This window comes from Pseudomonas sp. CC11G (genome assembly GCF_056174845.1).
In genome coordinates this window covers 46,084-71,515 of sequence record NZ_JBWBZC010000026.1, presented here as the reverse complement: position 1 = coordinate 71,515, position 25,432 = coordinate 46,084, and the positions used below count along the sequence as shown (strand labels likewise).

Sequence of the window (25,432 nt, the reverse complement as noted above, 5' to 3'; positions counted from 1 at the left end):
ATTGCGCAGGGCTACCGCGCAAAACAGCGTTGCGCTGCGTAAAACACGCACAGGCCAATCACACCGGGAATGCGGTAGCTGTCCCACACCAGCATCAGCACCAGGGCCGAGAGCCCGAGCAACAGAAGCAGGGCGAACACCAGCGCAAAGCCGGCGAACAGCAGCAGGTTGAGGGTGCGACCTTTCTGCTCCTGCAGTTCGATGCCGAACAGTTCGACATGGGTATGCAGCAAGCCGAGAAACGCCGCCGTCAGACGTTTGGGCGAAGGGCCACGCCCTTGCAGGGGTGGGGGGGTAGGGCGTCCATTCCGTCTCTCATCTCAGCGGCGCGAGGCCAACAGGCCAAGGAGGAAACCGACGCCGGCCGCGATGCCGACCGACTGCCAAGGGTTTTGTTGCACATAGGCTTCGGCGGTAGCCACGGCCTCTTCGGCGCGTTCGCGCACGGTGTATTCGGTGAGTTGCAGGGTGTCGCGGGCGCGTTTGAGGCTGTCGTGAATGCTCAGGCGCAGTTCGTCTGCTTCATCGCCGGCCAGGGCCGCCGTGTGTTCGAGCAGTTTTTCGGTGTCGGCGATCAATGCGTTGAACTCGGCGAGAAGCTCTTCCTGAGCGCGTTCGTTGGCCTTGCTAACCATAGTGAATCTCCGTGGTAGGTGGTGTGAGTAGAGGTCTTTGGGTTTGGAGCCGGCAGCCGGATGGATGGTTCCATCTAATGGCAGCTCGGCGGCCCGCCCTTACGGCCGGGGCGCGCTGGTATAGCGCTTGCATTGTGCTGGTGCGTAACAGGCTGGGTTTGCGCCGTAATCGCGCATTTACCGCCTTGAATACGGTAGCAACAGTGTTGCTCAACCGAATGAAAAATAAAGAAAAGAACTGATCGCTCAATTTTCCTGCCCGTTTCCCTGGTACTAAATCGGTTCGCTCCGTTGAGCAGAACTGGTGCGTTGCGGCGTCATCATGGTGCGTGGTTGCAGGGCTTTGAGCTGCTTTGGTGCTTTTTTCGCTGCCGGAGTCGCTTTACCGATGGAAAACCTCAACAGCGCCGTGCAAACGCTTATTCACGGCTCCAACACGGTGTTCATTCTGCTGGGTGCCGTGATGGTGCTGGCCATGCATGCCGGCTTCGCGTTTCTGGAAGTTGGCACAGTCCGGCAAAAGAACCAAGTAAACGCCTTGTCGAAGATCATTTCCGACTTCGCCATGTCGGCCCTGGCCTACTTTTTTATCGGCTATTGGGTGGCCTACGGCGTGACCTTTATGGTGCCGACCCACGAACTCACCGTAGACCACGGCTACGCGCTGGTGAAGTTCTTCTTCCTGCTGACCTTCGCGGCGGCCATTCCAGCGATCATTTCCGGCGGCATTGCCGAGCGCGCCAAGTTCGGCCCGCAGCTGTGCGCGACGTTGTTGATTGTGGCGTTTATCTACCCGTTTTTCGAAGGCCTGATCTGGAACGGCAACTTCGGTCTGCAAGACTGGTTGGCCGAGCGCTTTGGCGCGCGCTTCCATGACTTCGCCGGTTCGGTGGTGGTGCATGCCATGGGCGGCTGGCTGGCACTCGGCGCGGTGCTGCTGCTCGGCAAGCGCAATGGCCGCTACCGCGATGGAAAACTGATGGCGTTCGCGCCGTCGAATATTCCGTTTCTGGCCCTGGGCTCGTGGATTCTGATTGTCGGCTGGTTCGGCTTTAACGTGATGAGCGCGCAAACCCTGGATGGCGTGAGTGGCCTGGTGGCGGTGAACTCGCTGATGGCGATGGTGGGCGGCACGGTGGCGGCGTTGTTCGTCGGCCGTAATGACCCCGGCTTTTTGCACAACGGGCCGCTGGCTGGCTTGGTGGCGATTTGCGCCGGCTCCGACTTGATGCACCCGGTGGGCGCGCTCATCACCGGCCTGGTAGCGGGTGCGCTGTTTGTGTGGGCGTTTACCGCCACGCAGGTGAAGTGGGGCATTGATGACGTGCTCGGCGTGTGGCCATTGCACGGGCTGTGCGGTGTGTGGGGCGGCATTGCCTGCGGGATTTTTGGGCAGGAAGTGCTGGGTGGGTTGGGCGGGGTGAGCCTGGTTAGCCAGTTGATTGGTACCGGGCTGGGTGTGGTGGTGGCGTTGGGCGGCGGCTTGCTGGTGTACGGCGTGTTGAAAGCCACCAGCGGGATTCGCTTGAGCCAGGAAGATGAGTATTACGGGGCGGATCTTTCGATTCACAAGATTGGGGCGGTGAGTCAGGACTGACACCGAGTATCGGCGGATATCCGCTTTGCGGATATTCGCCCCACGCGCTGATCACGCGAAACCAACACCGTCATTCCCGCGTAGGCGGGAATCCAGAATGTTCCGTCGGACGGACGATTTCGCCACGTTCAAAATTCTGGGTCCCCGCCTGCGCGAGGACGACGGGGAAGGGATTGAGGGGCGTGTTAAGGCGCGCTAGCAAACGAGACTATCGGCCTGCCGATACAACATCAGCGGATTCGCGTGTACGCCGGATCACGCGAAACCAACTCCGTCATTCCCGCGTAGGCGGGAATCCAGAATGTTCCGTCGGACGGGCTATTTCGCCACGTTCAAAATTCTGGGTCCCCGCCTGCGCGAGGACGACGGGAAGGGATTGAGGGCGTGTTAAGGCGCGCTAGCAAACGAGGCTATCGGCCTGCCGATAAAGCATCAGCATCTTGCGCGTAATGGTCTGGTGAATGTCGTCGCGCTCAAACGTGGACAAATGCGTCAGCTTGTTCACCTGCAACCGGTGCAGGTGGATGTAGGGCATCTGCTGATCAAACTCGCGCAAGTCGCCTTTCATCATGATCGGCAAAAACACATCCCCGAGCTTTTTCTGGCTGCTGATGATTTTTGCCAGCGCCGGCTTGAAGGGCATGGTTTTCGGCACGCTGCCGTCGTCTTTCATTTCGGTGCTGAGCAGCAACCCCGGCTTGCCTACCAACACTCCCGGCAATACGCATAACCCGGTTTTACGCACGGCGGCGGCGTCGATGCCGTGCAGGGTGTCGTGGAAGGCGTAGGCGTTGGGCAGCACGACCATCTTGCGGCCCAGGTCGGAAGGGAAGTGCAAGGTGTAGTTGGTGTAGAGCTGGCGCACTGACTCGGAATACACGCAGAAGCGGTTCTCGAACAACCGGATAAAGCGCTCGGCCAGCTCGCGGCGGGCCATGCTCTCCATATCCCAGATCAGGTCCTGGTTTTCCGGTTGTTGGAGGTTGATCTCCTGGTGTTCCATGCTCGTCATGCATCCCTCATACGCGAAATTGGCGTAACAGCCGGTTTAGCTCGTCGGCTAGTTCGTTCAAGTGTTGGCTGGCGCTGCTCGATTGCTCGGCGGCCATCGCCGTGTTGTGTGCCAGGCCAGCCGCGTCGGTGACGTTCTGATTGATGTCTTCAACCACATGCGCCTGCTGCAACGTTGCGCTGGCGATGGAGGCATTCAGGCTGGTCAGGTTGCGTAACGACTGGCTGATCTGGTTCAGGCTTTCCCCCGCCTGGCGCGCCTGTTCGACGGTCAGTTGCGAGGCCTTGCTGCTTTCGTTGATGACGTTTACCGCCGCTTCGGAGTTCTTCTGCAGGCGTTCGATCATCACTTGAATCTCGGCCGTGGACTTTTGCGTGCGCTGGGCCAGCAGTCGCACTTCATCGGCCACCACGGCAAATCCGCGGCCCTGTTCGCCGGCCCGCGCAGCCTCAATGGCGGCGTTAAGGGCGAGCAGGTTGGTCTGTTCGGCGATGGAGCGTATCACTTCCAGCACGCCGCCGATCTGGGTTGTTTCCTGGGCCAAAGTTCGGATGACTTCCACGGCCTCATCGATGGTGCCGGAGAGCTTGTCGATCTGTAGCAGGCTGCGTTCGATATTGGCCTGGCCCTGCTTGGCATTGGCCTCGGCACCTTGCACTTCGCCGGAGGCTTGTTCGGCATTTTTGGCGACATCCTGCACGCCGTAGGTGACTTCATTAATAGCGGTGGCCACCTGCTCCATTTGCATGGCTTGCTGCTGGCTGTCTTGCTGAGATTTGACGGCCACGCCGCCCAAGGTATCGGCGGACTGATTGAGGGCCGTGGCGGCCTGCAGCATCTGGCCGATCACCGAACGCAGTTTGCTGGTGAAGGTGTTGAAGTGGCTGGCCAAGGCGGCCAGCTCGTCGTTGCCGTCGCTGTGCAGGGTGCGCGTGAGGTCGCCTTCGCCGCTGGCGATATTGGCCATGGCACCGACCACCTCGTTCAATGGGCGGGTAATGCTGCGGCTGATGGTCAGCACCAGCAGCGTCATCAACACGGCGATGCCCAGGCCCAACAACGAGGCGCGTATGGCCTGCTCGCGAAACTCGGCCTGCATGTCATCGATATACACGCCAGAGCCGACAATCCAGTTCCACGGCTGGAACAGCTGCACGTAAGAGACTTTCGGCACCGGGTCGCTGGCGCCCGGTTTCGGCCAGCGGTAATCGACCATGCCGGCGCCCTTGGCCTTGGCGACGGCGACCATCTCGTTGAAGAGGAATTTGCCGTCGGGGTCTTTCAGGCCGCTGAGGTCCTGGCCTTCGAGCTTGGGGTTGGTGGGGTGCATGATCATCTTCGGACCGAGATCGTTGATCCAGAAGTAATCATCCTTGCCGTAGCGCAGGCCGCGGATGGCTTCCATGGCCTGTTTTTGCGCCTGTTCGCGGGTGAGGGTGCCCGCCGCTTCAAGGCCTTGAAAATAAGTCAGCACGCCGGCGGCACTTTGCACCACATGTTGGGTCTTTTGAACCTTGGCGGTGTACAGGTCGTGGTTAATCTGTTGCAGCATCAACAAGCCAAGGCTGACCAGCATGATCAGGGCGACGCCCAGAATCAGCCACAGCCGACTGTGAATCGGTAGTTTGCGCAGGCTTTGCATGAGGCGGAACTCCAGGCGTTTTTGTTGTTGTGCTGCCTTGACGGTAGGCGCTGGTGATGGCTTTGCAACAGTACAGGTGAAATGTGCTTAAAGGCAGCAGCAACCGTAGGAGTTGTCTGCTACATTTCGGCGCCAAAGCGGCATTCCCAAGCGCCTGAAGCTCGGTTGGTCTTTGGTTTTTTTTCTGCCGACACTTTTCGTCGACAACATTATCTGGCGATGCGGGGCATCGCCCATTGGGGGAAGTTGAATGGATCTTTGGAGTGCGGCGCAGGCGTTGATTCTGGGTATTGTCGAAGGGCTCACCGAGTTCCTGCCGATTTCCAGTACCGGGCACCAGATTATCGTCGCCGACCTGCTGAATTTCGGCGGGGAGCGGGCCATGGCGTTCAACATCATTATCCAGCTCGGCGCCATTCTGGCGGTGGTCTGGGAATTCCGGAAAAAGATCTTCGACGTGGTGGTGGGCTTGCCCAATGACCGCCAGGCGCAACGCTTCACCGGCAACCTGCTGATCGCGTTCTTCCCGGCCGTGGTGCTCGGGGTGATTTTCGCCGACCTGATTCACCACTACCTGTTCAACCCCATCACCGTGGCAACCGCTCTGGTTATCGGCGGTGTGATCATGCTGTGGGCGGAAAAACGTCAGCACGTGGTGCATGCCGAAACCGTCGATGAAATGACCTGGAAAGACGCCCTCAAGGTCGGCTTTGCCCAGTGCCTAGCGATGATCCCCGGCACCTCGCGCTCCGGCGCCACCATTATTGGTGGTCTGTTGTTTGGCCTGTCGCGCAAAACCGCCACCGAGTTTTCGTTCTTTCTGGCCATGCCCACCATGGTCGGCGCGGCGGTGTACTCGGGCTATAAATACCGCGACCTGTTCCAGCAGAGCGACCTGCCGGTATTCGCCATCGGCTTCGTCACCGCGTTTATCTTCGCGATGATTGCCGTGCGCGGCCTGCTGAAATTTATCGCCAACCACAGCTATGCGATGTTCGCCTGGTACCGTATTGCCTTCGGTTTGCTGATTCTGGCCACCTGGCAGTTCGGCTGGATCGACTGGAGCGCGGCTCAGCCTTAAGCTACCGAACGTAGTTTAGTCAGGTAGCCCGCATGAGCCGCAGCCCCAGCTTCCCGGTTTCGCCCACCGAGCGTTTCGACAGCCCGGAGCAAACCGACATCACCCGCGACGTGGTGCTGCGTTATCACTTGTGCTGGAAATACCGCGACCTCGACGGGGTGATGGCGCTCTATCACCCCGATGTCGAGTACCACGACTTCTTCCAGAACCGCGTACTGCATCTGGACGAGCTGCGCGAATACGTACGCGCCACCATGCCCCGTGACCCCGAAGAGGCGCTGGAACACAGCGACCGCATTCGCATGGACGGCGACACCGCCTTTATTCAATACCGCATCACCTTGCGCGGCGGGGAAGGGCTGGTGTCGTTTCGCACCAGCGAGGCGATTACGGTGCGCGACGGGCTGATCTGGCAGGTGAACGAATACGCATCCCTGATGCACGAAGCCAGCGGCGCCAACCCCGAAGCCAGTGACAGCCGTCCGGCCATCAGCCGCCTCGGGTTGTCGGCGCGCCAGTTGGGGTTTCTGGCCGACGACCTGCAGCACTACTTTCAGCAACACCAGCCGTACCTGGATGCCGAGCTGAACCTGCAACACGTGGCCACCGCCACCGGCTACAGCCGCAACCAGATTTCCTACCTGCTGAACCAGGTGCTGGGGCAAAGCTTCTACCGCTACGTGAACCAGGCGCGCTTGCAGCACTTGCTGAAGGCGCTGGATAGCTCACCGACTCCGGTGCGCATCGACGAGCTGGCCTTTGCTGCCGGCTTCAATTCGCTCTCGGCCTTTTACAGCTGTTTTCGCCAGCACACCGGCCTGACGCCCAAGGCCTACCTTAAAGAACGCGCCGCCCGCTAAATTCTTCGCGGGCCCGCGCGCAAGACAAGCCCTGAATCTAGCTACTAGTCTCTGCGCCATTCGTTGGTGAACAGTTTCTGGAGCGGTGCATGAGCGCATGGCGCAATGTGAGTTTGTGGATGGATCAGGTCGATGAGCCGTTGATCCCGCGTGCGCCATTGATCGGCGCACTGGAAGCCGACGTGGTGATTATCGGCGCCGGCTACACCGGCCTCTGGACCGCCTACTACCTCAAACGCAAGGCGCCTGAGCTGCGCATCATCATTGTGGAAGCGCAGATGTCCGGCTTCGGCGCCTCGGGCCGCAACGGCGGCTGGCTGATGGGCGCCATGCTCGGTGAAGACCGCCTGCTGGAAAACCTGTCGCCAGAAGCGCGGCACGAATCCCATGAGCTGCTGCACGGCATTCCCGATGAAGTGGCCACCGTGCTGCAGCGCGAAAACATCGACTGCGACTACCGCAAAGCCGGCGTGCTCTACACTGCCGCGCGCTACCCGGAGCAGGAAGCCAGCTTGCGCGGGCAATTGCGCGATCTGCATGCGCAAGGCCATACCGACGCCGATTACCGCTGGCTCTCGGTTAACGAACTGAACGAACAGCTGCGCGTCGCCAAACCGTACGGCGCCATCTTCACCCCCCATTGCGCCACCATTCAGCCGGCCAAACTGGTGCGCGGCCTGGCCCGTACGGTCGAGCGCATGGGCGTGCAAATCTTTGAGCAAAGCGCGGTGACTCAGTGGTACCCCGGCATCGTGCGCACCGCCCAAGGTGAAGTCCGTGCCGAATGGGTGGTGCCGGCGATTGAAGGCTACTCCGTCACGCTGCCGCCGCTGGGCAACCACCTGCTGCCGGTGCAAAGCCTGATCGTCGCCACCGCGCCGTTGCCAGCTTCCACCTGGGCCGAGATCGGTCTGGAACGCGGTCAGGCCTTCAGCGAAGCCAGCCGCCAAGTGACCTACGGCCAGCGCACCAAGGACGACCGTTTGGTATTCGGCGCCCGCGGTGGCTACAAATTCGGCGGCAAACTGCGCCCCGACGCCAGCCTGACCCACGACGAAGTGGAACTGCGCCGTTACCTGTTTGGCGAGCTGTTCCCGATGCTGAAAAAAGTACCGATCACCCACTCGTGGGGCGGCAACCTGGGCATGTCCCGCAGCTTCCACCCGACCATGCTCTGCGACCGCAAAAACCAGGTAGCCCTGGCCGGCGGTTACGGCGGCGAAGGCGTGGGGGCGAGCAACCTTGGTGGCCGTACCGTGGCGGAACTGATCCTCGGCGAAACCAGCGTGCTCACCCGTCAGCCGTGGGTGCAGGTGGATAGCAGCATCAAACAGGGCTTGCGCACCTGGGAGCCGGAGCCGTGCCGCTGGCTGGGCTACAACGCGATCATTCGCAGCTTTGTGAACGAAGACAAAGTGCTCGCCAACCCAAGCAGCGCGCCGTGGCGCCGGAAGTTTGCCCGGGGGTTGGCGGGGTTTATGGAAGGTTTTATGAAGTAATTACCAAAACAAACTCAACGGCTCTTCACCCCTCTCCCGCGTGCGCAAACAAAGTCACATTGCTTTGCACCCCTCTCCCGCTTGCGGGAGAGGGGCCGGGGGAGAGGGCCAGCCGTTACACAAATCTCCGCCTGGCAAAACACCGCTCCCTCTCCCCAACCCTCTCCCACAAGTGGGCGAGGGGGCCTGATCACCTTAACTTGAACGAATTGCGAGCCCCCCAATGAACATCACCCACTTCAAAAACACCCCCACCGCCGTACTCGAAGAGTCCTTCCCCGTCGCCGTGCCCTTGAGCGAAGTGGTCGCCGTGGCCTCGACCACCAGCGTCGAGCGCACCGACGGTGTGGAAACCGGCATCTGGGAATGCACCCCCGGCGTCTGGCGTCGGCAGATCGTGCAACAAGAGTTCTGCCACATCATTTCCGGCAGCTGCACCTTCACCCCTGAAGGCGGCGAAACCATGGAAATCAAGGCCGGCGATGCCCTGATGATGCCGGCCAACACCCTCGGCGTTTGGGACATTCGCGAAACTGTCCGTAAAACCTACGTCCTCATCTTCAAGTAAGCCAAGCAAGCCCTCGTACCGCTACACGCCAAAAACAAGAGAAAACTTCCATGTTCAAACTTATTGCCCCTCTTATGCTGGTAGCTTCGGTCAGCCAGGCTGCCGACACCGTGAAGGTCTACAACTGGTCCGACTACATCGCGCCAGACACCATGAAGAACTTCCAGGCGGCCACCGGCATCGAGACGATCTATGACGTCTACGACAGCAACGAAACCCTCGACGGCAAATTGATGACCGGCAAATCCGGTTACGACGTGGTGTTTCCGTCCAACCACTTCATGGCCCGGCAAATTCAGGGCGGGGCGCTGAAGAAGCTCGACAAGAGCCAGCTGCCGAACTGGAACAACCTCAACCCGGTACTGCTCAAGGCGCTGGAAACCAACGACCCGGGCAACGAGCACGGCTTCCCGTACCTGTGGGGCAGCACCGGCATTGGCTACAACGTGGCGAAGGTAAAAGCCGTACTGGGCGATGTGCCGCTGGATTCCTGGGACCTGATTCTCAAGCCGGAGAACATGAAAAAGCTCAGCGAGTGCGGCGTGGCCATTCTCGACAACGGCCCGGAAGTGCTGCCGATCACCCTGAATTACTTGGGCTTGCCGCACCACAGCAAAGACCCGGCCGACTACAAGAAAGCCGAAGCCACGCTGATGCAAATTCGCCCGTACGTGCGCTACTTCCATTCCTCCAAGTACGTAACCGACCTGGCCAATGGTGAGATTTGCGTAGCGGTCGGTTTCTCCGGCGACATCATGCAAGCCGCCAACCGCGCTAAAGAGGCGAACAACGGGGTGGATATCGGCTACGTGATTCCGAAAGAAGGCGCGCCGATGTGGTTTGACATGGTGTCCATGCCGGTCGACGCCCCGGACGAAAAAGCCGCCTACGCTTTTATGAACTACCTGCTCGATCCGAAAGTGATGGCCGGCATCAGCGACTACGTGCGCTACGCCAACGGCAACGAAAAGGCCGATAGCCTGGTGAGCCCGGACCTGAAGGCCGACACCAAGGTGTACCCAAGCGACGCCACGATGAAAACCCTGTTTGCCCTGGAAGCCATGCCCCTGGCGACCGACCGCATCCGCACACGGCTGTGGAACAAGATCAAATCGGGTAACTGATAGGTCTGCATAAACAACGGCGCCCCTCGCAAGAGCGGCGCCGTTTTTTATGTTCGGGGAACCGTAAAAGCATCGAGGCTGAAGCCTCTCCCACATTGAAATACGGTCCTTGTGGGAGAGGCTTCAGCCTCGAGTTTTTGATCTTCGGGCGCAATCCATTACTCTGCGCCGCTTGATTACGATTAGGTCCATCGCCGTGCCGCAGCAACTGGGTTTCAAACTGGTGGCTTTCGCGTTGCTCTGTGCCGCGCCGTCAATCGGCACAGTGCAGCTTTTTATAAACCACCACTGGATCTGGATGCTGGCGTTGTATCCCGCGGCCAGTGTGTTGACGTTGTTGGTTTACCGGAACGACAAACGTCGCGCCATGGCTGGTGAATGGCGTACGCCGGAAAGTACGCTGCATTTTATGGAGCTAGTTGGCGGCTGGCCCGGCGCGCTGCTGGCGCAGCAGGTGTACCGGCATAAAACCCGGAAGGTCGATTACCAGCTGGTGTTCTGGGGGATAGTGCTGGTGCATCAGGTGCTGTGGTTGGATTGGCTGGTGTTTGGCGGCAAGCATCTGGTTGGTTGGGTGCGGTAGATCAAGAGCATCGCGTTACCCCGGCATATCCACCAACAACCCCACCTGCCGAATTTTCGGCAACTTGCGCACCACCAACTGGTGCGAGCGGGTCAGCAGGTCTTGCAGTTCGGCGGAGCTCACCACTTCGGGCTTTTCCAGGTGAATCCACTGCGCACGCGCCAGGTACGGGGCAGGGCGGATGCCGGGGCGGTCCACGTAGCCGAGGAACAGGTCTTTATCGACCTTGAACGCCAGGCCCCCGCCCATAAAGTTGAGCACTGCCACCATCTTGTTCTCCATGATCGAGAACACCCGGTTATCGCCCCATTTCATGTCCTCGCGTACACCGGGCAGTTGCAGCAAAAAGGCGGCGACTTGTTCGTTATTCATCGGCATTCCTTGTCTGGGTGAAGGGCGTTAGACCGGCTGGGTCCAGTCGCCGCGAAAGGCTACGGTAATGTGTTCAATCCAGGCACGCACGGCCGGCAGCATACCGCGCCGGTGTGGGTACACCGCCTGCAGAAAGCCGCCGGGCAGGTTCCATTGCGGCAGCAGTTGCACCAGACGGCCGTCGGCCAATTCTTCATGGCAGTTCATCAGCGGCAGCATGGAAAAGCCCAGCCCAGCCAGGGCGGCGGTTTTGCGCACCATAAAGTCTTCGATGGCCAGGCGCGGTTCCAGGGCGATTTCGCGTTTGTTGCCCTGGTTGTCCACCAGACGGAAATGCACCTTGCGATCGGGGTCCAGCGCGCCGAGCACGGGCAGGGTATGCAGGTCTTGCAAATTGGCGATCTGCCGCCCGGCCAGCAGCGTCGGCGCCGCCACCAGCACGGCCGAGGCCGGGCGCAGTTTTCGTGCGATCAGCGCTGGGTCTTCATCACCTTCATCGCGCACGCGCAGCGCCACGTCGATGCCTTCGGCCAGTAGGTCGACGCGGCGGTTCACCAGCACGACCTCCAACTGCACCTGCGGGTAACTGGCAAGAAAGTCGATGATGATCGGCGACAGGTACGACTCGGCGAGCGCGGTCGGGCACGACACCCGCAGCCGGCCGCGCGGTTCGCTGGAGTGGGTGGCCACGGCTTCGTCGGCCATGTCGGCGGCCAGAATCATGGTCTGGCAGTGGCGGTAGTAGTGCTCGCCGATCTCGGTAAGCGCCAGTTTGCGGGTGCTGCGCTGCAGCAGGCGGGCGCCCAGGCGGTCTTCCAGCTCGGCAATGCGACGCGACAGCCGCGACTTGGGCACGCCCAGCACGCGCCCGGCGGCGGCGAAACCACCGGCTTCCACCACTTTGGCGAAGTAGAACAGGTCGTTGAGATCTTGCATGGCAGCTCTTGTATGTAGGCATTGTCCTATCAGTAGGACGAACTATCACATTTTTGCTGACTACTGGGCTATTGGTTTCACCCGTAGGCTTGCCCCCATCGAACTTCAGCCCTAATTCGACTTAACGCCAAACGGCCATTCCTACTAGGAGAACGTCCCATGAAACTTCTGCATATCGATTCCAGCATCCTTGGCGACAACTCGGCTTCGCGCCAACTGAGCAGCGCCGTTGTTAACGCCTGGAAAGCCAGCGACGCCAACGTTCAGGTCAGCTACCGCGACCTGGCAGACGACGCCTACAGCCACTTCTCCGCTGCCACTCTGGTTGCCGGCGGCACCCCAGCCGAACTGCGCGATGCTGCGCAAAAGCACGAAGCCGAACTGGGCGAAGCGACCCTGAACGAATTCCTGGCTGCTGACGCCATCGTGATTGGCGCGCCGATGTACAACTTCACCGTGCCGACCCAGCTCAAAGCCTGGATCGACCGCATCGCCGTTGCCGGCAAAACCTTCACCTACGACGAGAACGGCCCTAAAGGCCTGGCCGGCGGCAAAAAAGTGGTGATCGTTTCCACCGCCGGCGGCATCCACGCTGGCCAAGCGAGCGGCATCGCTCACGAAGACTACCTGCAACTGGTTCTGCGCTTCCTCGGTATCACCGATATTGAAGTGGTCCGCGCTCAAGGCCTGGCCTACGGCGAAGAGCCCCGTGCACAGGCGCTGGCAGCGGCCAATCAGCAAGTGGCGGATTTGTTCGTGGCCGCGTAAATGCAGTAAGCAACACCCAAAAAAACCCTCGCTTCGGCGGGGATTTTTTTTGGCACAAGTAATGCTCTTGTAATCCACATGTGTTTGCACAGCAGTCGGCTGAAGCCCATGCTCACCGCTGCTGTGCAGGCGTTTTCCGTGACTGGGTCCGGCTGTGGAGGTGAGGGTGAGCACCTTTTTCGCGCGTTTAGTGGTGCTGTTGCTCGGTTTAGTGGCCGTGGACACGTCTGCGTCGGCGGCGAACACGGTTGGGCGCATGACGGTGGGCTTCCACCAGATGACCCTGCGCGACCCCCTCGACCAGCAACCGATGCAGGCAGTGGCTTTCTACCCAGCCTTCGCCCGTGCCACGGTTAGTAACATCGGCCCGTACCATATTGCCGCCGGCGAAGACGCGCCCGTGGCCCCCGGTCATTACCCCCTGCTGGTGCTGTCCCACGGCAACAGCGGCAGCCCACTGGCGCAGCACGACCTGGCCACTTATCTCGCCAAACACGGCTTTGTGGTGCTGGCGGTGGTGCATCCAGGCGATAACGCTGCCGACCAGAGCCGTCTGGGCAAGGTCAGCAACCTCTACGGCCGGCCCATGCAGATTTCCGAGGCCATCACCGATGCTTTGCAAGATCCCTGGCTGGAACCGTTTCTGGATGAACAGCGCATCGGCATGATCGGCTACTCGGCGGGCGGCGAAACCGCGCTGATCGTCGGCGGCGCTCAACCGCAACTGCAGCTGCTGCGCGACTACTGCCAGGCTCACCCAACCGATCAGGACGCGTGCCGCACCCAGGGCGAGCTGGTGGTGGACCGCGATGACCTGGTGCCCGAAAGCGACCCACGGGTAAAAGCCCTGATGCTGCTCGCGCCGCTGGGCCTGATGTTTGGCAAGGAAGAACTGCAGGACGTACGCATGCCGGTGCTGATGTATGCCGGCGACAACGATCAATTACTGGCCATCGAAACCAACGCCTTGGCCCTGACCCACAGCCTGCCGCAGCCGCCGAACTACCGGCTGCTCGATGGCGCGGGGCACTTTATCTTTATGTCGCCGTGTTCGGCCGAGCAGGAGCAGATGATGCCGATGCTGTGCAAAGACGCCGACGGCGTAGACCGGCAGAAGATCCATCGGCGCATGAACGCCGAAGCGGTGGAGTTTTTCAGCACCGTGCTGGGGCCGGACCTTACCGACCACCAAGCGTCGCTGCGTTAAGGCGCCGCCCGCCGCGCTAGCCAGATGCTCAGGCTTAGCCCGGCCACCGAGAGCAGGGCGGCGGCGAGGAAAATGCCGTTGTAGCCAAAGCCGTAGGCCACAGCGCCCATCAACGGCCCGGCGATCGCCAGGGCCAAGTCGAAAAACACCGCGTAAGCACTGAAACCGGCACTGCGGCTGCTGTCGGGAATCTGCTTGATGGCTTCCACGCCGAGTGCCGGGTACACCAGCGACAAGCCGCAGCCCGTCAGCGCCGCCCCGGCCATCGCCCACAGCGGCGATGGGGCAAACCACAGCAACAGCAAACCGAGGGTTTCGATGCCCATGCAACTGATGGCCACGGTGTAACCGCCGTAGTGCTTGATGGCATCGATCAACAACACCCGCGCACCGATAAACGCCACACCAAACGCCGACAGGCTATACGCCGCGCCGCTCCAGCCTTTGCTGGCGAAATACAGGGCCACGAAGGTGGTGAGCGTGCCGTAGCCAATCGAGCCCAGCGCCAGGCCCAGGCCATACGGAGCAATACGGCCGAGCACGGTGCTGAAGGGCAAGCGCTCGCCCTTTAACACGGGCGCCGAGGTCCGTTTGCGAATCAGCAACAAGCCCAGCAGCGCCATGGCCGTGAGCGCGCAGCCCATGGTCCAGTAACCCCAGGCATCGACCATCAACACCCCGACCGGCGCGCCGATGGCGATGGCGCCATAAGCGGCGATGCCGTTCCAGGAAATCACCCGCGCCGTGTGCTCGACGCCTACCTGATTAATGCCCCAACTGATGGTGCTGACGCCCAGCAAACCTTGAGTCACGCCGAGCAACAGGCGAGCGACCAGCATCACCAGCAAGCTCACCAGCGGCAGGTGGACGAGTTCGGTGGAAAGCAGGGTAAGCAGGCCGCTGATGGCGATGCCGCTCAGCCCATACACCAGCGCCGGTTTGGTGCCCAGGCTATCGGCCAGGCGCCCGGCCAGTGGGCGGGTGAGTAGGGTGGCGAGGTATTGCGAGGCGATGGTGAGCCCGGCGATCACCGCGCCATAACCCAGCTCGTTATGCACAAAGCCGGGCACCACGGCGATAGGAATGCCGATGCAGAGAAAACCGAGAAAGGTATAGAACACGATGGACAGAATCTGCCCCGTGATGGCCATGGAGCTGGGGACTTGGGTTTGCATGTGTACGCTTCACCGAAAAACCTGCGGTCATGATGGCGGCAGTTTGGTGAGAAAGAAAGGCAGCTAACGATTCGATAAGGACGGCGAATGGGCTGTGCATGTTGGGCTTCGTTGCACTCAACCCAACCTACGCCAATTCGTAGGTTGGGTTGAGCACAGCGAAGCCCAACTGAAGGACACACAAACAAAAACGCCCCGCAAAAGCGGGGCGTTTTGTTTGGCGCGAAGAGTGGCTTAGATCACCACACCCTGGCTACGCAGGTAGTCGTCATACGTACCGCTGAAGTCCACCACACCGCTGGCCGACAGCTCGATGATGCGGGTGGCCAACGACGATACGAACTCACGGTCGTGGCTCACGAAAATCAGCGTGCCCGGGTAGTTCTCCAGCGCCAGGTTCAGCGCTTCGATGGACTCCATGTCCAAGTGGTTGGTCGGTTCGTCCATGATCAGCACGTTCGGCTTTTGCAAAATCAGCTTGCCGAACAGCATGCGGCCTTGCTCACCACCAGAAATCACTTTGACCGACTTCAAAATCTCGTCGTTGGAGAACAGCATGCGGCCCAGCGTGCCGCGAATCATCTGCTCGCCGGTGGTCCACTGGCCCATCCAGTCGAACAGGGTGACGTCGTCTTCGAAGTCGTGGGCGTGGTCCTGGGCGTAGTAGCCAAGCTCTGCACTTTCGGTCCATTTGATGCTGCCTGCGTCCGGGGTCAGTTCGCCGACCAAGGTGCGCAGCAGGGTGGTTTTGCCGATACCGTTCGGGCCGATGATGGCCACGCGCTCGCCGGCTTCCACCTGGAAGCTGAAGTTCTTGAACAGGGTTTTGCCGTCAAAACCCTTGGCCATATTCTCGATCATCACGGCCTGGCGGTGCAGTTTTTTGGTCTGCTCGAAACGAATGAACGGGCTGACACGGCTGGACGGCTTGACCTCGGCCAGCTGGATCTTGTCGATCTGCTTGGCGCGCGAGGTGGCCTGCTTGGCTTTCGAGGCGTTGGCCGAGAAGCGGCTAACAAAGCTTTGCAGCTCGTTGATCTGCGCTTTCTTCTTGGCGTTGTCCGACAGCAGTTGCTCGCGCGACTGGGTAGCGGCAGTCATGTACTCGTCGTAGTTGCCCGGGAACAGACGCAGCTCGCCGTAGTCCAGGTCAGCCATGTGGGTGCACACGCTGTTCAGGAAGTGACGGTCGTGGGAAATGATGATCATGGTGCTGTTACGGCTGGTCAGAATGTTTTCCAGCCAGCGAATGGTGTTGATGTCCAGGTGGTTGGTTGGCTCGTCGAGCAGCAACACTTCCGGATCCGAGAACAACGCCTGGGCCAGCAGCACCCGCAGTTTCCAGCCTGGAGCCACTTCGCTCATCGGGCCGTTATGTTGCTCCAACGGAATACCCAGGCCCAACAGCAGTTCACCGGCGCGGGATTCGGCGGTATAGCCGTCCATTTCGGCGAACTCGGTTTCCAGCTCGGCCACGGCCATGCCGTCTTCTTCGCTCATTTCCGGCAGCGAATAGATGCGGTCGCGCTCAGCCTTAACTTTCCACAGTTCTTCGTGGCCCATGATCACGGTATCGATCACAGTGAATTGCTCGTAGGCGAACTGGTCCTGGCGCAACTTACCCAGGCGCACGTTCGGCTCAAGCATCACCTGGCCGCCGGAAGCCTCCAGATCGTCGCCGAGAATCTTCATGAAGGTCGACTTGCCGCAGCCGTTCGCGCCGATCAGGCCGTAGCGGTTGCCGCCGGCAAACTTGACGGAAACGTTTTCGAACAGCGGCTTGGCGCCGAACTGCATGGTGATGTTAGCGGTGGAGATCAAAGGGCTTACCTATCAATAACTTAGAGGTGTCAGGATTTGCCTGATACCGATTTGATACCGATATTAAGCTTTTCCAGTTCGCTCCAATCGGAGCTTGAGTTGATCCAGCGGGCATACGTAGAAAGCAGCATCTGCACGGAATGGCCGAGCTGCTGGGATATGAATGCGGGGTTCATGCCAGACATTAAGCATATTGTCGCATAGGTATGACGGCAGTTGTACGGCGGCCGATAACGGACGCCTAGTGCTTTCAAGACCGGACGCCATTGGTGGTGCAGGTCGGACGTCTGCTTGACGTATTCGTTGTTTTTGGACGGCGGGAACACATAGGGGGTTTCTGTCACCTTTCCTACCCCCGAGTTCCGGCGTTCTGCGTAGGCTTTGGCAAACGTTAAAGCATGCATTGCTCGCTCGTTTAGCAAAACGAAGCGGTCGCCACCGGTTTTGGTGCGTTCTTCAATGACACCCAGCGCGACAGTACGACAGACATGCGCCACCTTTTTATTTAGGTCGACTGCATCCCAGCGCAGAGCCAAAGCTTCCGACAGGCGCAATCCAGTAAAGAAAACGAACTCGTAGAACGCTGCGTAGATTGAGCTCGGCCAATGCTCGTGTAGGTAAAGCCGATCAACGATGCGTTCCGCCTCATCCTGGGTGAACGGGTCGATCTCTTTGCGCGAGCGTTTTGGTTTTTCCAACGCCTCTGCAGGGTTTCGCTCAATCACACCGTCCGCTACTGCCGCCTTTAAAATGGTGGAGATTTTGACGAGCGCATTTCGCTTTACGCCGGAGGATGTCCATTTCGTACAGGCAATGATGCGACGTAGCAACGTTGAGGTAATAAGGTCGATCCGAACGAGCGCTAACTTCGGCATCCAATATTGGTTGAGGATGCTTTTGTAGTTAACGCGGGTACCGTCCGTTATTTCCCTACTGTCCAGCCAGAGCTGAGCGAACTCCCCAAAACACGTCACACCACCCACCGGTATTGTCGAACTGGGGAACAGCTCGGCGTACTTGGCGTCGTCCAGCAAGCCCATTTTGGACAGACGAGTTACTTGATCTCTAAGAAGGGATGCAGCTGCGATCCCTTTCGGCGTGACGGGATACGGGAGCGTTTCGCTGCAACGGCGTCCGTTCCAGGTGAACCGGATGCGCAGTGAGGTGCGGAAAACTTCCACCCCGGTGGGCATATCCATTGGCTTTCTAGCCATTCGTCATATCTCCGCTTGCTGTAAATAATGTGGCGACCGGTTTTGATCCAAACCCCTTCCGGGATTTGTTCGCGCGCGCGCCGGGCTTGTAGTGCCCGTTTTGTAGTACCCAGTAATTCCGCCATTTGTTCTTCGGAGACTTTGTCCATGTCGCCCGAACCGACCACGGCGCTCATCGCCGTTCCCAACGCAGCGCTCCTGGCTGGACGCACGAAGCTGCTGCGATCCCGTCGGCTATTGCCTTGTGTTTGTTGCTCATGGGTAAGTCTTTCCTCAACGATGTCTGCTGGATCATCGTGATCGGAATTTGTCGCTGGTAAGCCTGTATTCGTACCCAAACGAGGGTCGGAGCTTCTGGATCTGAATGCTGAGGAGCGCACTCGAATGCGTTGGAGTCGCCAGTTGGAAAGGTGCTTTTCCGTATGGAGGACACCCCGCGCGCCAATCGGGCAACCTTCATCTGACCATGAGAACTGCCGTATGCAAGTGGCCTTGCTTGGTCGATCAAAGGTGATGGGACGTTGGGGAAAGTAACTTCTCTATGCAGACCAGCAGTCCTGCAATGAGGCTTTCAGGGGGGGGCGCTTCGGATCGAGCTTGCGTTTTCTGGCATCGGGATATCTTGAAGAAGTAGCCACTTCTCTCGAGGTATTCCAAATGTTCAATTCTTCAGATGGTGCTGAATCTGTTTGTATGCCAGCGGAACAGCTCGATAGCTTGGCGGAGATTTTCTTTGAAGGAAGATGTTCCGGCTTGATCCACGTGTCGCTGTCAGTGTTCCTCACCGATCCGCTGGAACACATTGGAGGCATCGATCCCGGTGTTTCCGCTGAGACTGCACCAGTTTTTGGAAGCGATGATTACCTTCCGCTGCTCCCTAAACAGGCCGAAGCAGCCAAGCGCATTCAAGAGAAGTGGGCACGTGACGATGCCCGCGCGCTGGCAATTATGGGAAACCACCTGACCGTCGTTCCGCGTATGACCCTCAATAGCGCTGGCTCTGCCGTCATCACAGTTGCAGCAATAGGTTTTGTGGTCATTTCTGGAACTGCGCCACCATGTCGTGAAGACCGCTAGCGAGCTGGGTAAGCTTTTCGCTGGCGATGCGGGTCGTTGCGGCGCTATTAGCGGACTCGACTGCGTTGTCACGAATGCTCACCAGGTTGCGGTCCACTTCGCGGGCTACCTGCGCTTGCTCCTCCGAGGCGCTGGCGATCACCAGGTTGCGTGCGCTGATCTGTTCGATGCTGGCGGTGATCTGCTGCAGGGCTTCGCCGGCGCCGCGGGCCATGGTCAGCGTGGCGTTGGCGCGTTCGCGACTACCTTGCATCGCACCCAATGCGTGGGAGGTGACGGTGCTGACCGAGGCCATCATCTGCTCGATTTCACCGGTCGATTGCTGCGTGCGATGGGCGAGGGCGCGCACCTCGTCGGCCACCACCGCGAAGCCACGGCCGGCTTCCCCCGCACGGGCGGCTTCGATGGCGGCGTTAAGGGCGAGCAAGTTGGTTTGTTCGGCAATGGCGCGAATCACGTCGAGCATGCGCCCGATACCTTCAACGCTGGCCGCCAGGTCGTGTACCCGCGCGCCGGCCTGGGTGACGTCGTCGGCGAGTTGGGTAATGGAGTGCAGGGTGTTGCTCACCTGCGTCTGACCGGCGCGGGTGGCGTTGTCGCAGATCTGCGAGGCTTCGGCGGTGGACACGGCGTTGCGCGCCACTTCATCGACGGCCACGGTCATTTCATTCACCGCCGTGGCGGCCTGCTCCAGTTCGGCATTTTGCGCGTGCAGGGTGCGCGTCGAGTCTTCGGTTATCTGTTGCAGATTGTTGGCTGCGCCGCTCAGTTCGCTGGCCGAAGCGGACATTTGTTGCAGGGTCTGGCGCAGGTTGCCCTGCATCGTGCTAAGCGCTTGCAGCAACTGCGCGGGCTCGTCTTTGCCCTGTTCGTCAATGCGGCGCGTCAGCTGACCGGCGGCGACGGCCTGGGCAATGCTCAACGCCTCGGCCAACGGTTGCAGCAGGCTGCGGGTGTAGAGCACGGCCAGTAGCAAGGTGGCCAGCGCGGCCGCCAACAGGGCGATGACAATGCCGAGCACTGCAGAGGCCCGCGCTTCTTGAGCCTGCTCGGCGGCCTGCTGGTAGTTGGTCAGATAGTAGGTGCCCAAGGCTTCGGCGCTGATGGCCAGTTGCAGTGCCTGGCTGTCTATAGGGCCGTTGAGCGCGGCAATGGCGTCGTCGAGTTTGCCAGTTGCGGCCAGGTCTATTACCGCTTGGCGCGCGCGGCCAAAGGCCTGGGCGTTTTGTTGGTAGCGCTCGAACAAGGCGCGTTCTTCGGGTTGTCGCAGGTGCTGGGCAAGCGCGTCCTGCAGAGTTTGTGCTTCGGCGAGTGCTTGTTGCAGCCCGGCTTGGTTGTCTCGCAGCGCCGCAGGGCTGCGCAGCACAACCATACGAAAGGTCATCACGCCGGCGCGGTTCATGGTTTTGTTCAGGGCTTCCAAGCGCAGCAGGCCCGGTACCCAACGCTGGTCGATCACCTCGGCTTGCATGCTCAGGCGATGCACGCGCTCTAGGGCAAACAGCCCCAGCAACAGCACAATTAAACCGATCAGACCAAAGCTCAGCGCCGAGCGTGGCGCGAGCTTGAGATTACGCAATATTGTCATGGCAACTACCTCTGCGCCGTTACGTCAATGCTACGTAAAAACCCGCGCCAACCTGGCTTGTGGCCAGACCGCGCGGGCCTCTTGTAGCGCTGGGGAAAAGCACCGCCCGGTGTTCGTGGCACCGGGCGGTGGCATGCACGGCCTTGTGCATGACAGGGGCGCCCGTTCTTTCCGAGACCGGCGCTCCCATTCCGACGTCCTGTCCTCTGCAGGCAGAGTGAATCCAATCAGGCGACCTTGGCGGCCGCCTCTGCTTTTTGCTGAACGCGCTGCGGGGCGGTTTCGCGCAAGAACAACGCCACCACCAACCCCACGGCCACGCCACCCAACGCCAGGTAAAGGGTGTTTTCAATGCCATGGTTCTGCGCGATATACCCCGCCAGTGCTGGCGCCACACCGCCACCAAACACTTCACCGATACCAATCACCAGCCCAGTCGCGGTGGAGGTGAGCGCCGCTGGCACCGACTCCGCCGTTAGCGGGCCGACCGTCATGCAGATCATGCTGAAGTTGAAAAACGTGGTGGTGAACAGCAGGGTGAACAACGTAACGGGCTCAGCACCGGTACGGCTCAGCAGCCAGATCGAGAGCCCGGTGGCCACGAACGACAACAGCACCACCGGTTTGCGCCCGACGCGGTCAGACAACGCCGGCATCACCAGTTGGCCGAGAAACCCACCCAGGCCAATGGCCGACATCACAAAGCCCATCTGCTGCACTTCAAGGTGCAGGTAGTCCATGAGGTAGTTGGGCATCATCACGGTCAGCACGAACAGGCTGGTGAGCATGCAGAACATGCCGATGATATTGAGCGGCACATTGCGGTAGCGCAGCGCCGCCAGCCAGTGGCCTTTGGGCGCCGGTTCGCTGCTGGCGATAACGGCGGGCACGGTTTCCTTGAGCTTGCGGTACATCACCCAGGCCAGAATAAAACCGGGCAGCGAAACGATCACAAACACCCAGCGCCACGACGGCACCAACAGCAGCAATTGCGTGGCAATGATCGGCGCCAGGCCCAGGCCGATAATCGGGAAGAACGCCTGCTGAATGCCGATGTTCAACCCGCGCCGCGACGGGTGCGATGACTCGGCCGTGGCTGCAATGGCGTTCGGGGTGAACGCCCCTTCGGAAATGCCCATCACTGCGCGAATCACCAGTAAGGCGCCGACGCCGGTGGCCAGCCCCGAGAGACCAGCCAGCAGGGAGAACAACAGCACTGAGGGAATCAGCACCTTGCGCCGGCCGATGCGGTCGGACAGGCGCCCCATGAATATCGAGGAAATACCCCAGGCAATTGCCAGCGCGGCGGAGATATTACCCAGGTCCTGATAGTTCAGGTTGAGGTCTTTCATCATCACTGGAAACAGCGGCAGGATGATAAAGCGGTCCAGCCCCACCAAGCCGAAACCCAGGGCCAGCATGGCCACGGCGGCGTATTCGTAGCGGGCATTCCATTTGTTGTTGTCGGTAGACATGGCAAGGCTCCGGTTAGAAGTAGAAGAGGGTTTCGATCATCGCGCCGAGGCGGTCGCTGTCGCGGCCATTGCCGTACGGGCGATCGTGTTCACGGGCGTCGAACCAGTCGTAACGCAGCTCCGGGCGAATGGTGACGTGGCCGTTGAGGTCGTATCGGAACCCCGCAGTGATGGCGTTGTAATCGCCGCGTGCGCCGAAGGTGGTGGGGAATTGCACAAAGCCGTCGGGGTCGCTGAAGCGTTCGCCGCGCACCGAGAAGGTCAGGTCCGGCTGGATCTTGTACGACACGGTGGAGTTGATGCCCCACCACTTGGCGCCGTCGAAACCTGGGCCGGTGGGCACGTCGATGGTGGTCCGTTTGCCGTCGCCTTCCTGGCGGCCATATACCACTTCGGCGCCCAGCGACCACTTGTCATCGAACTTGTGCCAGCCATTCAGGGAGTGGTGCTGCTTGAACTGGTTGTCGGCCGAGATAATCCGCGAGGTCGGCATTTGCACATCGCTGCGGCTGTCGTTCTGTTCGTTGCCGGCGATGAACTCGTAATCGACCCAGGTGGTCATGTCTGTGCTGCGCCAGCGCAGGGCGCCCATCACCGAGGTGCTGTCGTTGTTGTCGCGGATGTTTTCCCAGCCGCGTACCGGGCCCAGTTCAACGCCGAGCAGGCCGTTGTCGTTATTCATCAAGCGGGTGCCGAGCAGGGCGCCGGCCACCGTGCCGGGCCGGACACGAAGGAATAGGGTTTACTCGGTAACGGGTTGCGGGCGGCGCGCACGTTGGGCGGAATTTCGTAGCCGATGGAGCTGCCGAACACCCCGGCCATCACGGTAAAGCCGGTGCCCCAGGGCACGTAACCGGTGGCGGCGATATTGGGAATGGCGAGGAAGCGTTTCTTGTCGCGGGCGGCTTTGCCGGCGTCCTGTTCGTTGGTGTTCCAGCCCATGTCCCAGCCATAGGTGCGGGCAAACTGGGCGTTGCGGCCGTAGTTGGATTCGAAGGTGAAACCGAAGTCGGCCTGCTCGGGTTTGGGGCCGGGCAGCGGAGTGACACGGGGTACGAAATTGGCTTTGAGCGGCTTGTCGATAAAGATGTGAAAGCTTCCGAATTCCAGACCTTCGTCGGAGAGCCCGGTGACGGGCAGGTTGCTGGTGCCGTCTTCGCGTTCGTCGCTGGTGGAGCGGTTGTTGCGTGAGTAGCCAATGTCGATCAGGCCGGAGACTTTGATGCCGTAATCGCGTTCCAGGGTGTCTCCGAAAACGCTCTTGAACAGGGCGCCTTCGCCTGGAGTGACAGCGTCGCCTGCATGGGCGTCGACAATTGCCAGGGCGGCCAAAACCGCACCAAGCGTTTTCACCTTGATGTTGTGCATGGTGGTTCTCTTCTTTTGTTGTTGTTATCGAATCAGGCACGGGACGCCACCTGGCGCCCCAATGCCGGCACTGCTCTGCTCATGTATTGCGTGTGGGTAAAACGAAATGGCGGCTGCTTACAGCCCCCCCGCCATGGCATGCACGGCAGCGGCGCTGCTGCCGGTGCCGCTCTGCCCCAGACCCAGGCCATTGCGCAAGGCAGTGACCAGATCCTGTAGCTCGCTCAGGCGACTGACGCCGCCGAAGATGTAGAAGTCCGGCCGCACCAACACCGCCTGCAAGCCTTCGGCGCGGAAGAAATCGTGGTACTTGCCCGACACGTCGCGGCAGGTGCCGGCCGCGCCGTCTTGCGACAGGCGAACGCTGCGCACGCCAAGGCGGTCGAGGAAGGCGCGCTGTTCGTTGCTCAGTGCCGGCAAAGGGTCTTCGCCGATGCTGATCAACTGGAAGCCACGGCCGAAGGCTTCGTCAAAACGCAGGGTGCGTTGGTCCACTTCGATGTTGCCGTGCACGCTCAGGCTGCCCGCCGGGCCGGCCGGCAAACCGCTACGGGTTTTGTAGATCAGGCCGTCGACCAGGCCGGGGAAGGGCGGTAGCGGCGGCACGTTGCCAGACAAAAATGCCGCATCGCGTTCGGCGGCAGCGACCGGGTCGGCGACGCACACCACCTTGCCCATTTCCACCGAGGCGTCGATCACCGCGCGAATCTGCGGTTTGCGTTCTGGCGTGTAGCCTTCCAGCAGGCTGGCGGGGCAGGTGCCCTTGAGAATCAGGTCCAGGCGCCAGGACAGGTTCCACGCATCGCGAATGCCCGAGCACATGCCCTGGCCCATAAACGGCGGCATCAGGTGCGCCGCATCGCCGGCAATCAGCAGGCGGCCGCGGTGCCAGGTTTCGGCAATGCGCGAACGGAATTGGTACACGGCGTGGCGCACCAGGGTGGCGGTGCTGGGGTTCACCCAGGGGGCGAGCAGCTCCCAGACCTTGTCGGTGCTTTGCAGGTCTTCGAGGGTTTCATGGGGCAGGCGCATAAACTCCCAGCGGCGGTAGCCAGGGCCGCCGGGCACCATGGTGGTGGGGCGGGCCGGGTTGCACCACTGGCCGATGTCCGGCACATCCAGCTCTACGCCGGGCTTGGGTTGCAGGTCGACCACCAGCCAGTCTTCTTCAAAACCCAGGTCGTGCCATTCAATGCCCAACTCGCGGCGCACCACGCTGTTGGCGCCGTCGGCACCAATCACGTAGCGAGCGCGCACCAGGTGTTCTTCACCGGCCGGCTCGCCGTCAATGGCGGTGCGGCGCAGACGCAGTTCGGCGTGGTCGGCATTCTGAGCGATGCCGAGTACTTCAAAGCCCTGGTGCACGTCGACGTTGCCGATCGACTTGGCCTTGGCATCCAGAATGGCTTCCAGCGAGGGCTGGTTAAACAGGTAACCGAAGGGGCCGTCGCTGATCGACTCGGCCGACCAGTCGATTTCCACCAGCACTTTCCAGTCGGCGTTGAACCACTGGTAGCAGGCAGACGGCTGGGAAATGTCGTCCAGCTCGCTGCCCAGACCCATCAGGCGAAATACCCGGCGAATCTCGTGGTCGTGGAACACCGCACGCGGCAGCGGGTAAAGGGTTTGCCAGCGCTCGTACACGGCCACGTTGTAGCCCATACGGCCGAGCAGAATGGCCAGGGTTTGGCCCACTGGGCCGTAACCGACAATCGCGACATCCAGCATTTTATTGTTGTTCATGCACAACCTCGTCTTTCAGTAGACCAGCCGAGCCCGTTGCGGCTGCGGGTACAGCCGCCGGAGCGGGGGTAGAGCGGGGCAGCGAGC

22 protein-coding genes and 3 pseudogenes are annotated in these 25,432 nt (G+C 60.6%); 10 read left to right on the top strand and 15 right to left on the bottom strand.

What is annotated here, in order from left to right; genetic code table 11:
- Both AC0V2S_RS23635 and AC0V2S_RS23630 read right to left on the bottom strand, forming a co-directional pair.
- Positions 1-284 (bottom strand): annotated as a pseudogene (locus AC0V2S_RS23635) (phage holin family protein); the annotation flags it as partial.
- 36 nt (positions 285-320) lie between these two features.
- A complete protein-coding gene (locus tag AC0V2S_RS23630) occupies positions 321-635 on the bottom strand; it encodes an ElaB/YgaM/YqjD family protein (protein ID WP_475511843.1) in 315 nt (104 codons plus the stop codon).
- 388 nt (positions 636-1,023) lie between these two features.
- Here AC0V2S_RS23630 and AC0V2S_RS23625 point away from each other — a divergent pair, with 388 nt between their 5' ends.
- Complete coding sequence (locus AC0V2S_RS23625; RefSeq protein WP_475511842.1) at positions 1,024-2,232, top strand: ammonium transporter; 1,209 nt, start codon at positions 1,024-1,026, stop codon at positions 2,230-2,232.
- 397 nt (positions 2,233-2,629) lie between these two features.
- Here the strand turns inward: AC0V2S_RS23625 and AC0V2S_RS23620 are convergent, their stop codons facing one another.
- From AC0V2S_RS23620 to AC0V2S_RS23610, 3 genes and pseudogenes are all read right to left on the bottom strand, one after another.
- Entirely contained in the window at positions 2,630-3,244 is a 615-nt protein-coding gene (locus AC0V2S_RS23620) for a hypothetical protein (RefSeq protein WP_475511841.1), read from the bottom strand.
- Positions 3,245-3,251: 7 nt separating this feature from the next.
- Positions 3,252-3,791, bottom strand: a pseudogene (locus tag AC0V2S_RS23615) (methyl-accepting chemotaxis protein); the annotation flags it as partial.
- Positions 3,792-4,109: 318 nt separating this feature from the next.
- A pseudogene (locus AC0V2S_RS23610) lies at positions 4,110-4,796 on the bottom strand (cache domain-containing protein); the annotation flags it as partial.
- Positions 4,797-5,136: 340 nt separating this feature from the next.
- Between AC0V2S_RS23610 and AC0V2S_RS23605 the strand changes: the two are divergent.
- The 6 genes from AC0V2S_RS23605 (at position 5,137) to AC0V2S_RS23580 (ending at position 10,601) form a co-directional block, all read left to right on the top strand.
- Complete coding sequence (locus AC0V2S_RS23605; protein ID WP_475511840.1) at positions 5,137-5,967, top strand: undecaprenyl-diphosphate phosphatase; 831 nt, start codon at positions 5,137-5,139, stop codon at positions 5,965-5,967.
- Positions 5,968-5,999: 32 nt separating this feature from the next.
- Positions 6,000-6,827: a helix-turn-helix domain-containing protein gene (locus AC0V2S_RS23600; protein ID WP_475511839.1), complete on the top strand. Its 828-nt coding sequence runs from the start codon at positions 6,000-6,002 to the stop codon at positions 6,825-6,827.
- Positions 6,828-6,916: 89 nt separating this feature from the next.
- Positions 6,917-8,326: an NAD(P)/FAD-dependent oxidoreductase gene (locus tag AC0V2S_RS23595; RefSeq protein ID WP_475511838.1), complete on the top strand. Its 1,410-nt coding sequence runs from the start codon at positions 6,917-6,919 to the stop codon at positions 8,324-8,326.
- Between the two features lie 223 nt (positions 8,327-8,549).
- Positions 8,550-8,894: a cupin domain-containing protein gene (locus tag AC0V2S_RS23590; protein ID WP_475511837.1), complete on the top strand. Its 345-nt coding sequence runs from the start codon at positions 8,550-8,552 to the stop codon at positions 8,892-8,894.
- 50 nt (positions 8,895-8,944) lie between these two features.
- A complete protein-coding gene (locus AC0V2S_RS23585; protein WP_475511836.1) occupies positions 8,945-10,018 on the top strand; it encodes a polyamine ABC transporter substrate-binding protein in 1,074 nt (357 codons plus the stop codon).
- A gap of 196 nt (positions 10,019-10,214) precedes the next feature.
- The gene (locus AC0V2S_RS23580) at positions 10,215-10,601 is read left to right on the top strand and encodes a DUF1294 domain-containing protein (RefSeq protein WP_475511835.1); all 387 of its coding nucleotides are present in this window, start codon (positions 10,215-10,217) and stop codon (positions 10,599-10,601) included.
- Positions 10,602-10,616: 15 nt separating this feature from the next.
- Here the strand turns inward: AC0V2S_RS23580 and AC0V2S_RS23575 are convergent, their stop codons facing one another.
- On the bottom strand, positions 10,617-10,973 hold the full coding sequence (locus tag AC0V2S_RS23575; RefSeq protein ID WP_475511834.1) for an MmcQ/YjbR family DNA-binding protein: 357 nt from the start codon (positions 10,971-10,973) through the stop codon (positions 10,617-10,619).
- Between the two features lie 27 nt (positions 10,974-11,000).
- Complete coding sequence (locus AC0V2S_RS23570) at positions 11,001-11,909, bottom strand: LysR substrate-binding domain-containing protein (RefSeq protein WP_475511833.1); 909 nt, start codon at positions 11,907-11,909, stop codon at positions 11,001-11,003.
- A gap of 159 nt (positions 11,910-12,068) precedes the next feature.
- Here AC0V2S_RS23570 and AC0V2S_RS23565 point away from each other — a divergent pair, with 159 nt between their 5' ends.
- Both AC0V2S_RS23565 and AC0V2S_RS23560 read left to right on the top strand, forming a co-directional pair.
- On the top strand, positions 12,069-12,677 hold the full coding sequence (locus AC0V2S_RS23565; protein ID WP_475511832.1) for an FMN-dependent NADH-azoreductase: 609 nt from the start codon (positions 12,069-12,071) through the stop codon (positions 12,675-12,677).
- Between the two features lie 166 nt (positions 12,678-12,843).
- Positions 12,844-13,884 carry an alpha/beta hydrolase family protein gene (locus AC0V2S_RS23560; protein ID WP_475511831.1) on the top strand — a complete coding sequence of 347 codons (1,041 nt, stop codon included), beginning with the start codon at positions 12,844-12,846 and terminating at the stop codon, positions 13,882-13,884.
- Here AC0V2S_RS23560 and AC0V2S_RS23555 read toward each other — a convergent pair.
- The 3 genes from AC0V2S_RS23555 to AC0V2S_RS23545 all read right to left on the bottom strand — a co-directional run bounded on the left by AC0V2S_RS23555 (position 13,881) and on the right by AC0V2S_RS23545 (position 18,094).
- Positions 13,881-15,059 (bottom strand): MFS transporter, encoded by a 1,179-nt coding sequence (locus tag AC0V2S_RS23555; RefSeq protein ID WP_475511830.1) that lies wholly within the window; start codon positions 15,057-15,059, stop codon positions 13,881-13,883. The genes AC0V2S_RS23560 and AC0V2S_RS23555 overlap by 4 nt on opposite strands.
- A 234-nt stretch (positions 15,060-15,293) precedes the next feature.
- Positions 15,294-16,880, bottom strand: coding sequence for an ABC-F family ATPase (locus AC0V2S_RS23550; RefSeq protein ID WP_475511829.1), 1,587 nt, complete (start codon positions 16,878-16,880; stop codon positions 15,294-15,296).
- 29 nt (positions 16,881-16,909) lie between these two features.
- Positions 16,910-18,094: a tyrosine-type recombinase/integrase gene (locus AC0V2S_RS23545; protein ID WP_475511828.1), complete on the bottom strand. Its 1,185-nt coding sequence runs from the start codon at positions 18,092-18,094 to the stop codon at positions 16,910-16,912.
- 597 nt (positions 18,095-18,691) lie between these two features.
- Here AC0V2S_RS23545 and AC0V2S_RS23540 point away from each other — a divergent pair.
- The gene (locus AC0V2S_RS23540) at positions 18,692-19,171 is read left to right on the top strand and encodes a hypothetical protein (RefSeq protein ID WP_475511827.1); all 480 of its coding nucleotides are present in this window, start codon (positions 18,692-18,694) and stop codon (positions 19,169-19,171) included.
- On the opposite strand, the gene AC0V2S_RS23535 is transcribed toward AC0V2S_RS23540, so the two are convergent.
- The 5 genes from AC0V2S_RS23535 to mhpA all read right to left on the bottom strand — a co-directional run bounded on the left by AC0V2S_RS23535 (position 19,131) and on the right by mhpA (position 25,345).
- Entirely contained in the window at positions 19,131-20,759 is a 1,629-nt protein-coding gene (locus AC0V2S_RS23535) for a methyl-accepting chemotaxis protein (RefSeq protein WP_475511826.1), read from the bottom strand. The genes AC0V2S_RS23540 and AC0V2S_RS23535 overlap by 41 nt on opposite strands.
- 227 nt (positions 20,760-20,986) lie before the next feature.
- Positions 20,987-22,234 carry an MFS transporter gene (locus tag AC0V2S_RS23530; RefSeq protein WP_475511825.1) on the bottom strand — a complete coding sequence of 416 codons (1,248 nt, stop codon included), beginning with the start codon at positions 22,232-22,234 and terminating at the stop codon, positions 20,987-20,989.
- A 13-nt stretch (positions 22,235-22,247) separates the two neighbouring features.
- Complete coding sequence (locus AC0V2S_RS23525; protein ID WP_475511824.1) at positions 22,248-22,946, bottom strand: outer membrane beta-barrel protein; 699 nt, start codon at positions 22,944-22,946, stop codon at positions 22,248-22,250.
- Positions 22,916-23,602, bottom strand: coding sequence for an outer membrane beta-barrel protein (locus tag AC0V2S_RS23520; protein WP_475511823.1), 687 nt, complete (start codon positions 23,600-23,602; stop codon positions 22,916-22,918). Before AC0V2S_RS23520 ends, AC0V2S_RS23525 begins: the two co-directional genes overlap by 31 nt.
- A gap of 117 nt (positions 23,603-23,719) precedes the next feature.
- Positions 23,720-25,345, bottom strand: coding sequence for a bifunctional 3-(3-hydroxy-phenyl)propionate/3-hydroxycinnamic acid hydroxylase MhpA (gene mhpA / locus AC0V2S_RS23515; protein WP_475511822.1), 1,626 nt, complete (start codon positions 25,343-25,345; stop codon positions 23,720-23,722).
- Positions 25,346-25,432: the final 87 nt, after the last annotated feature.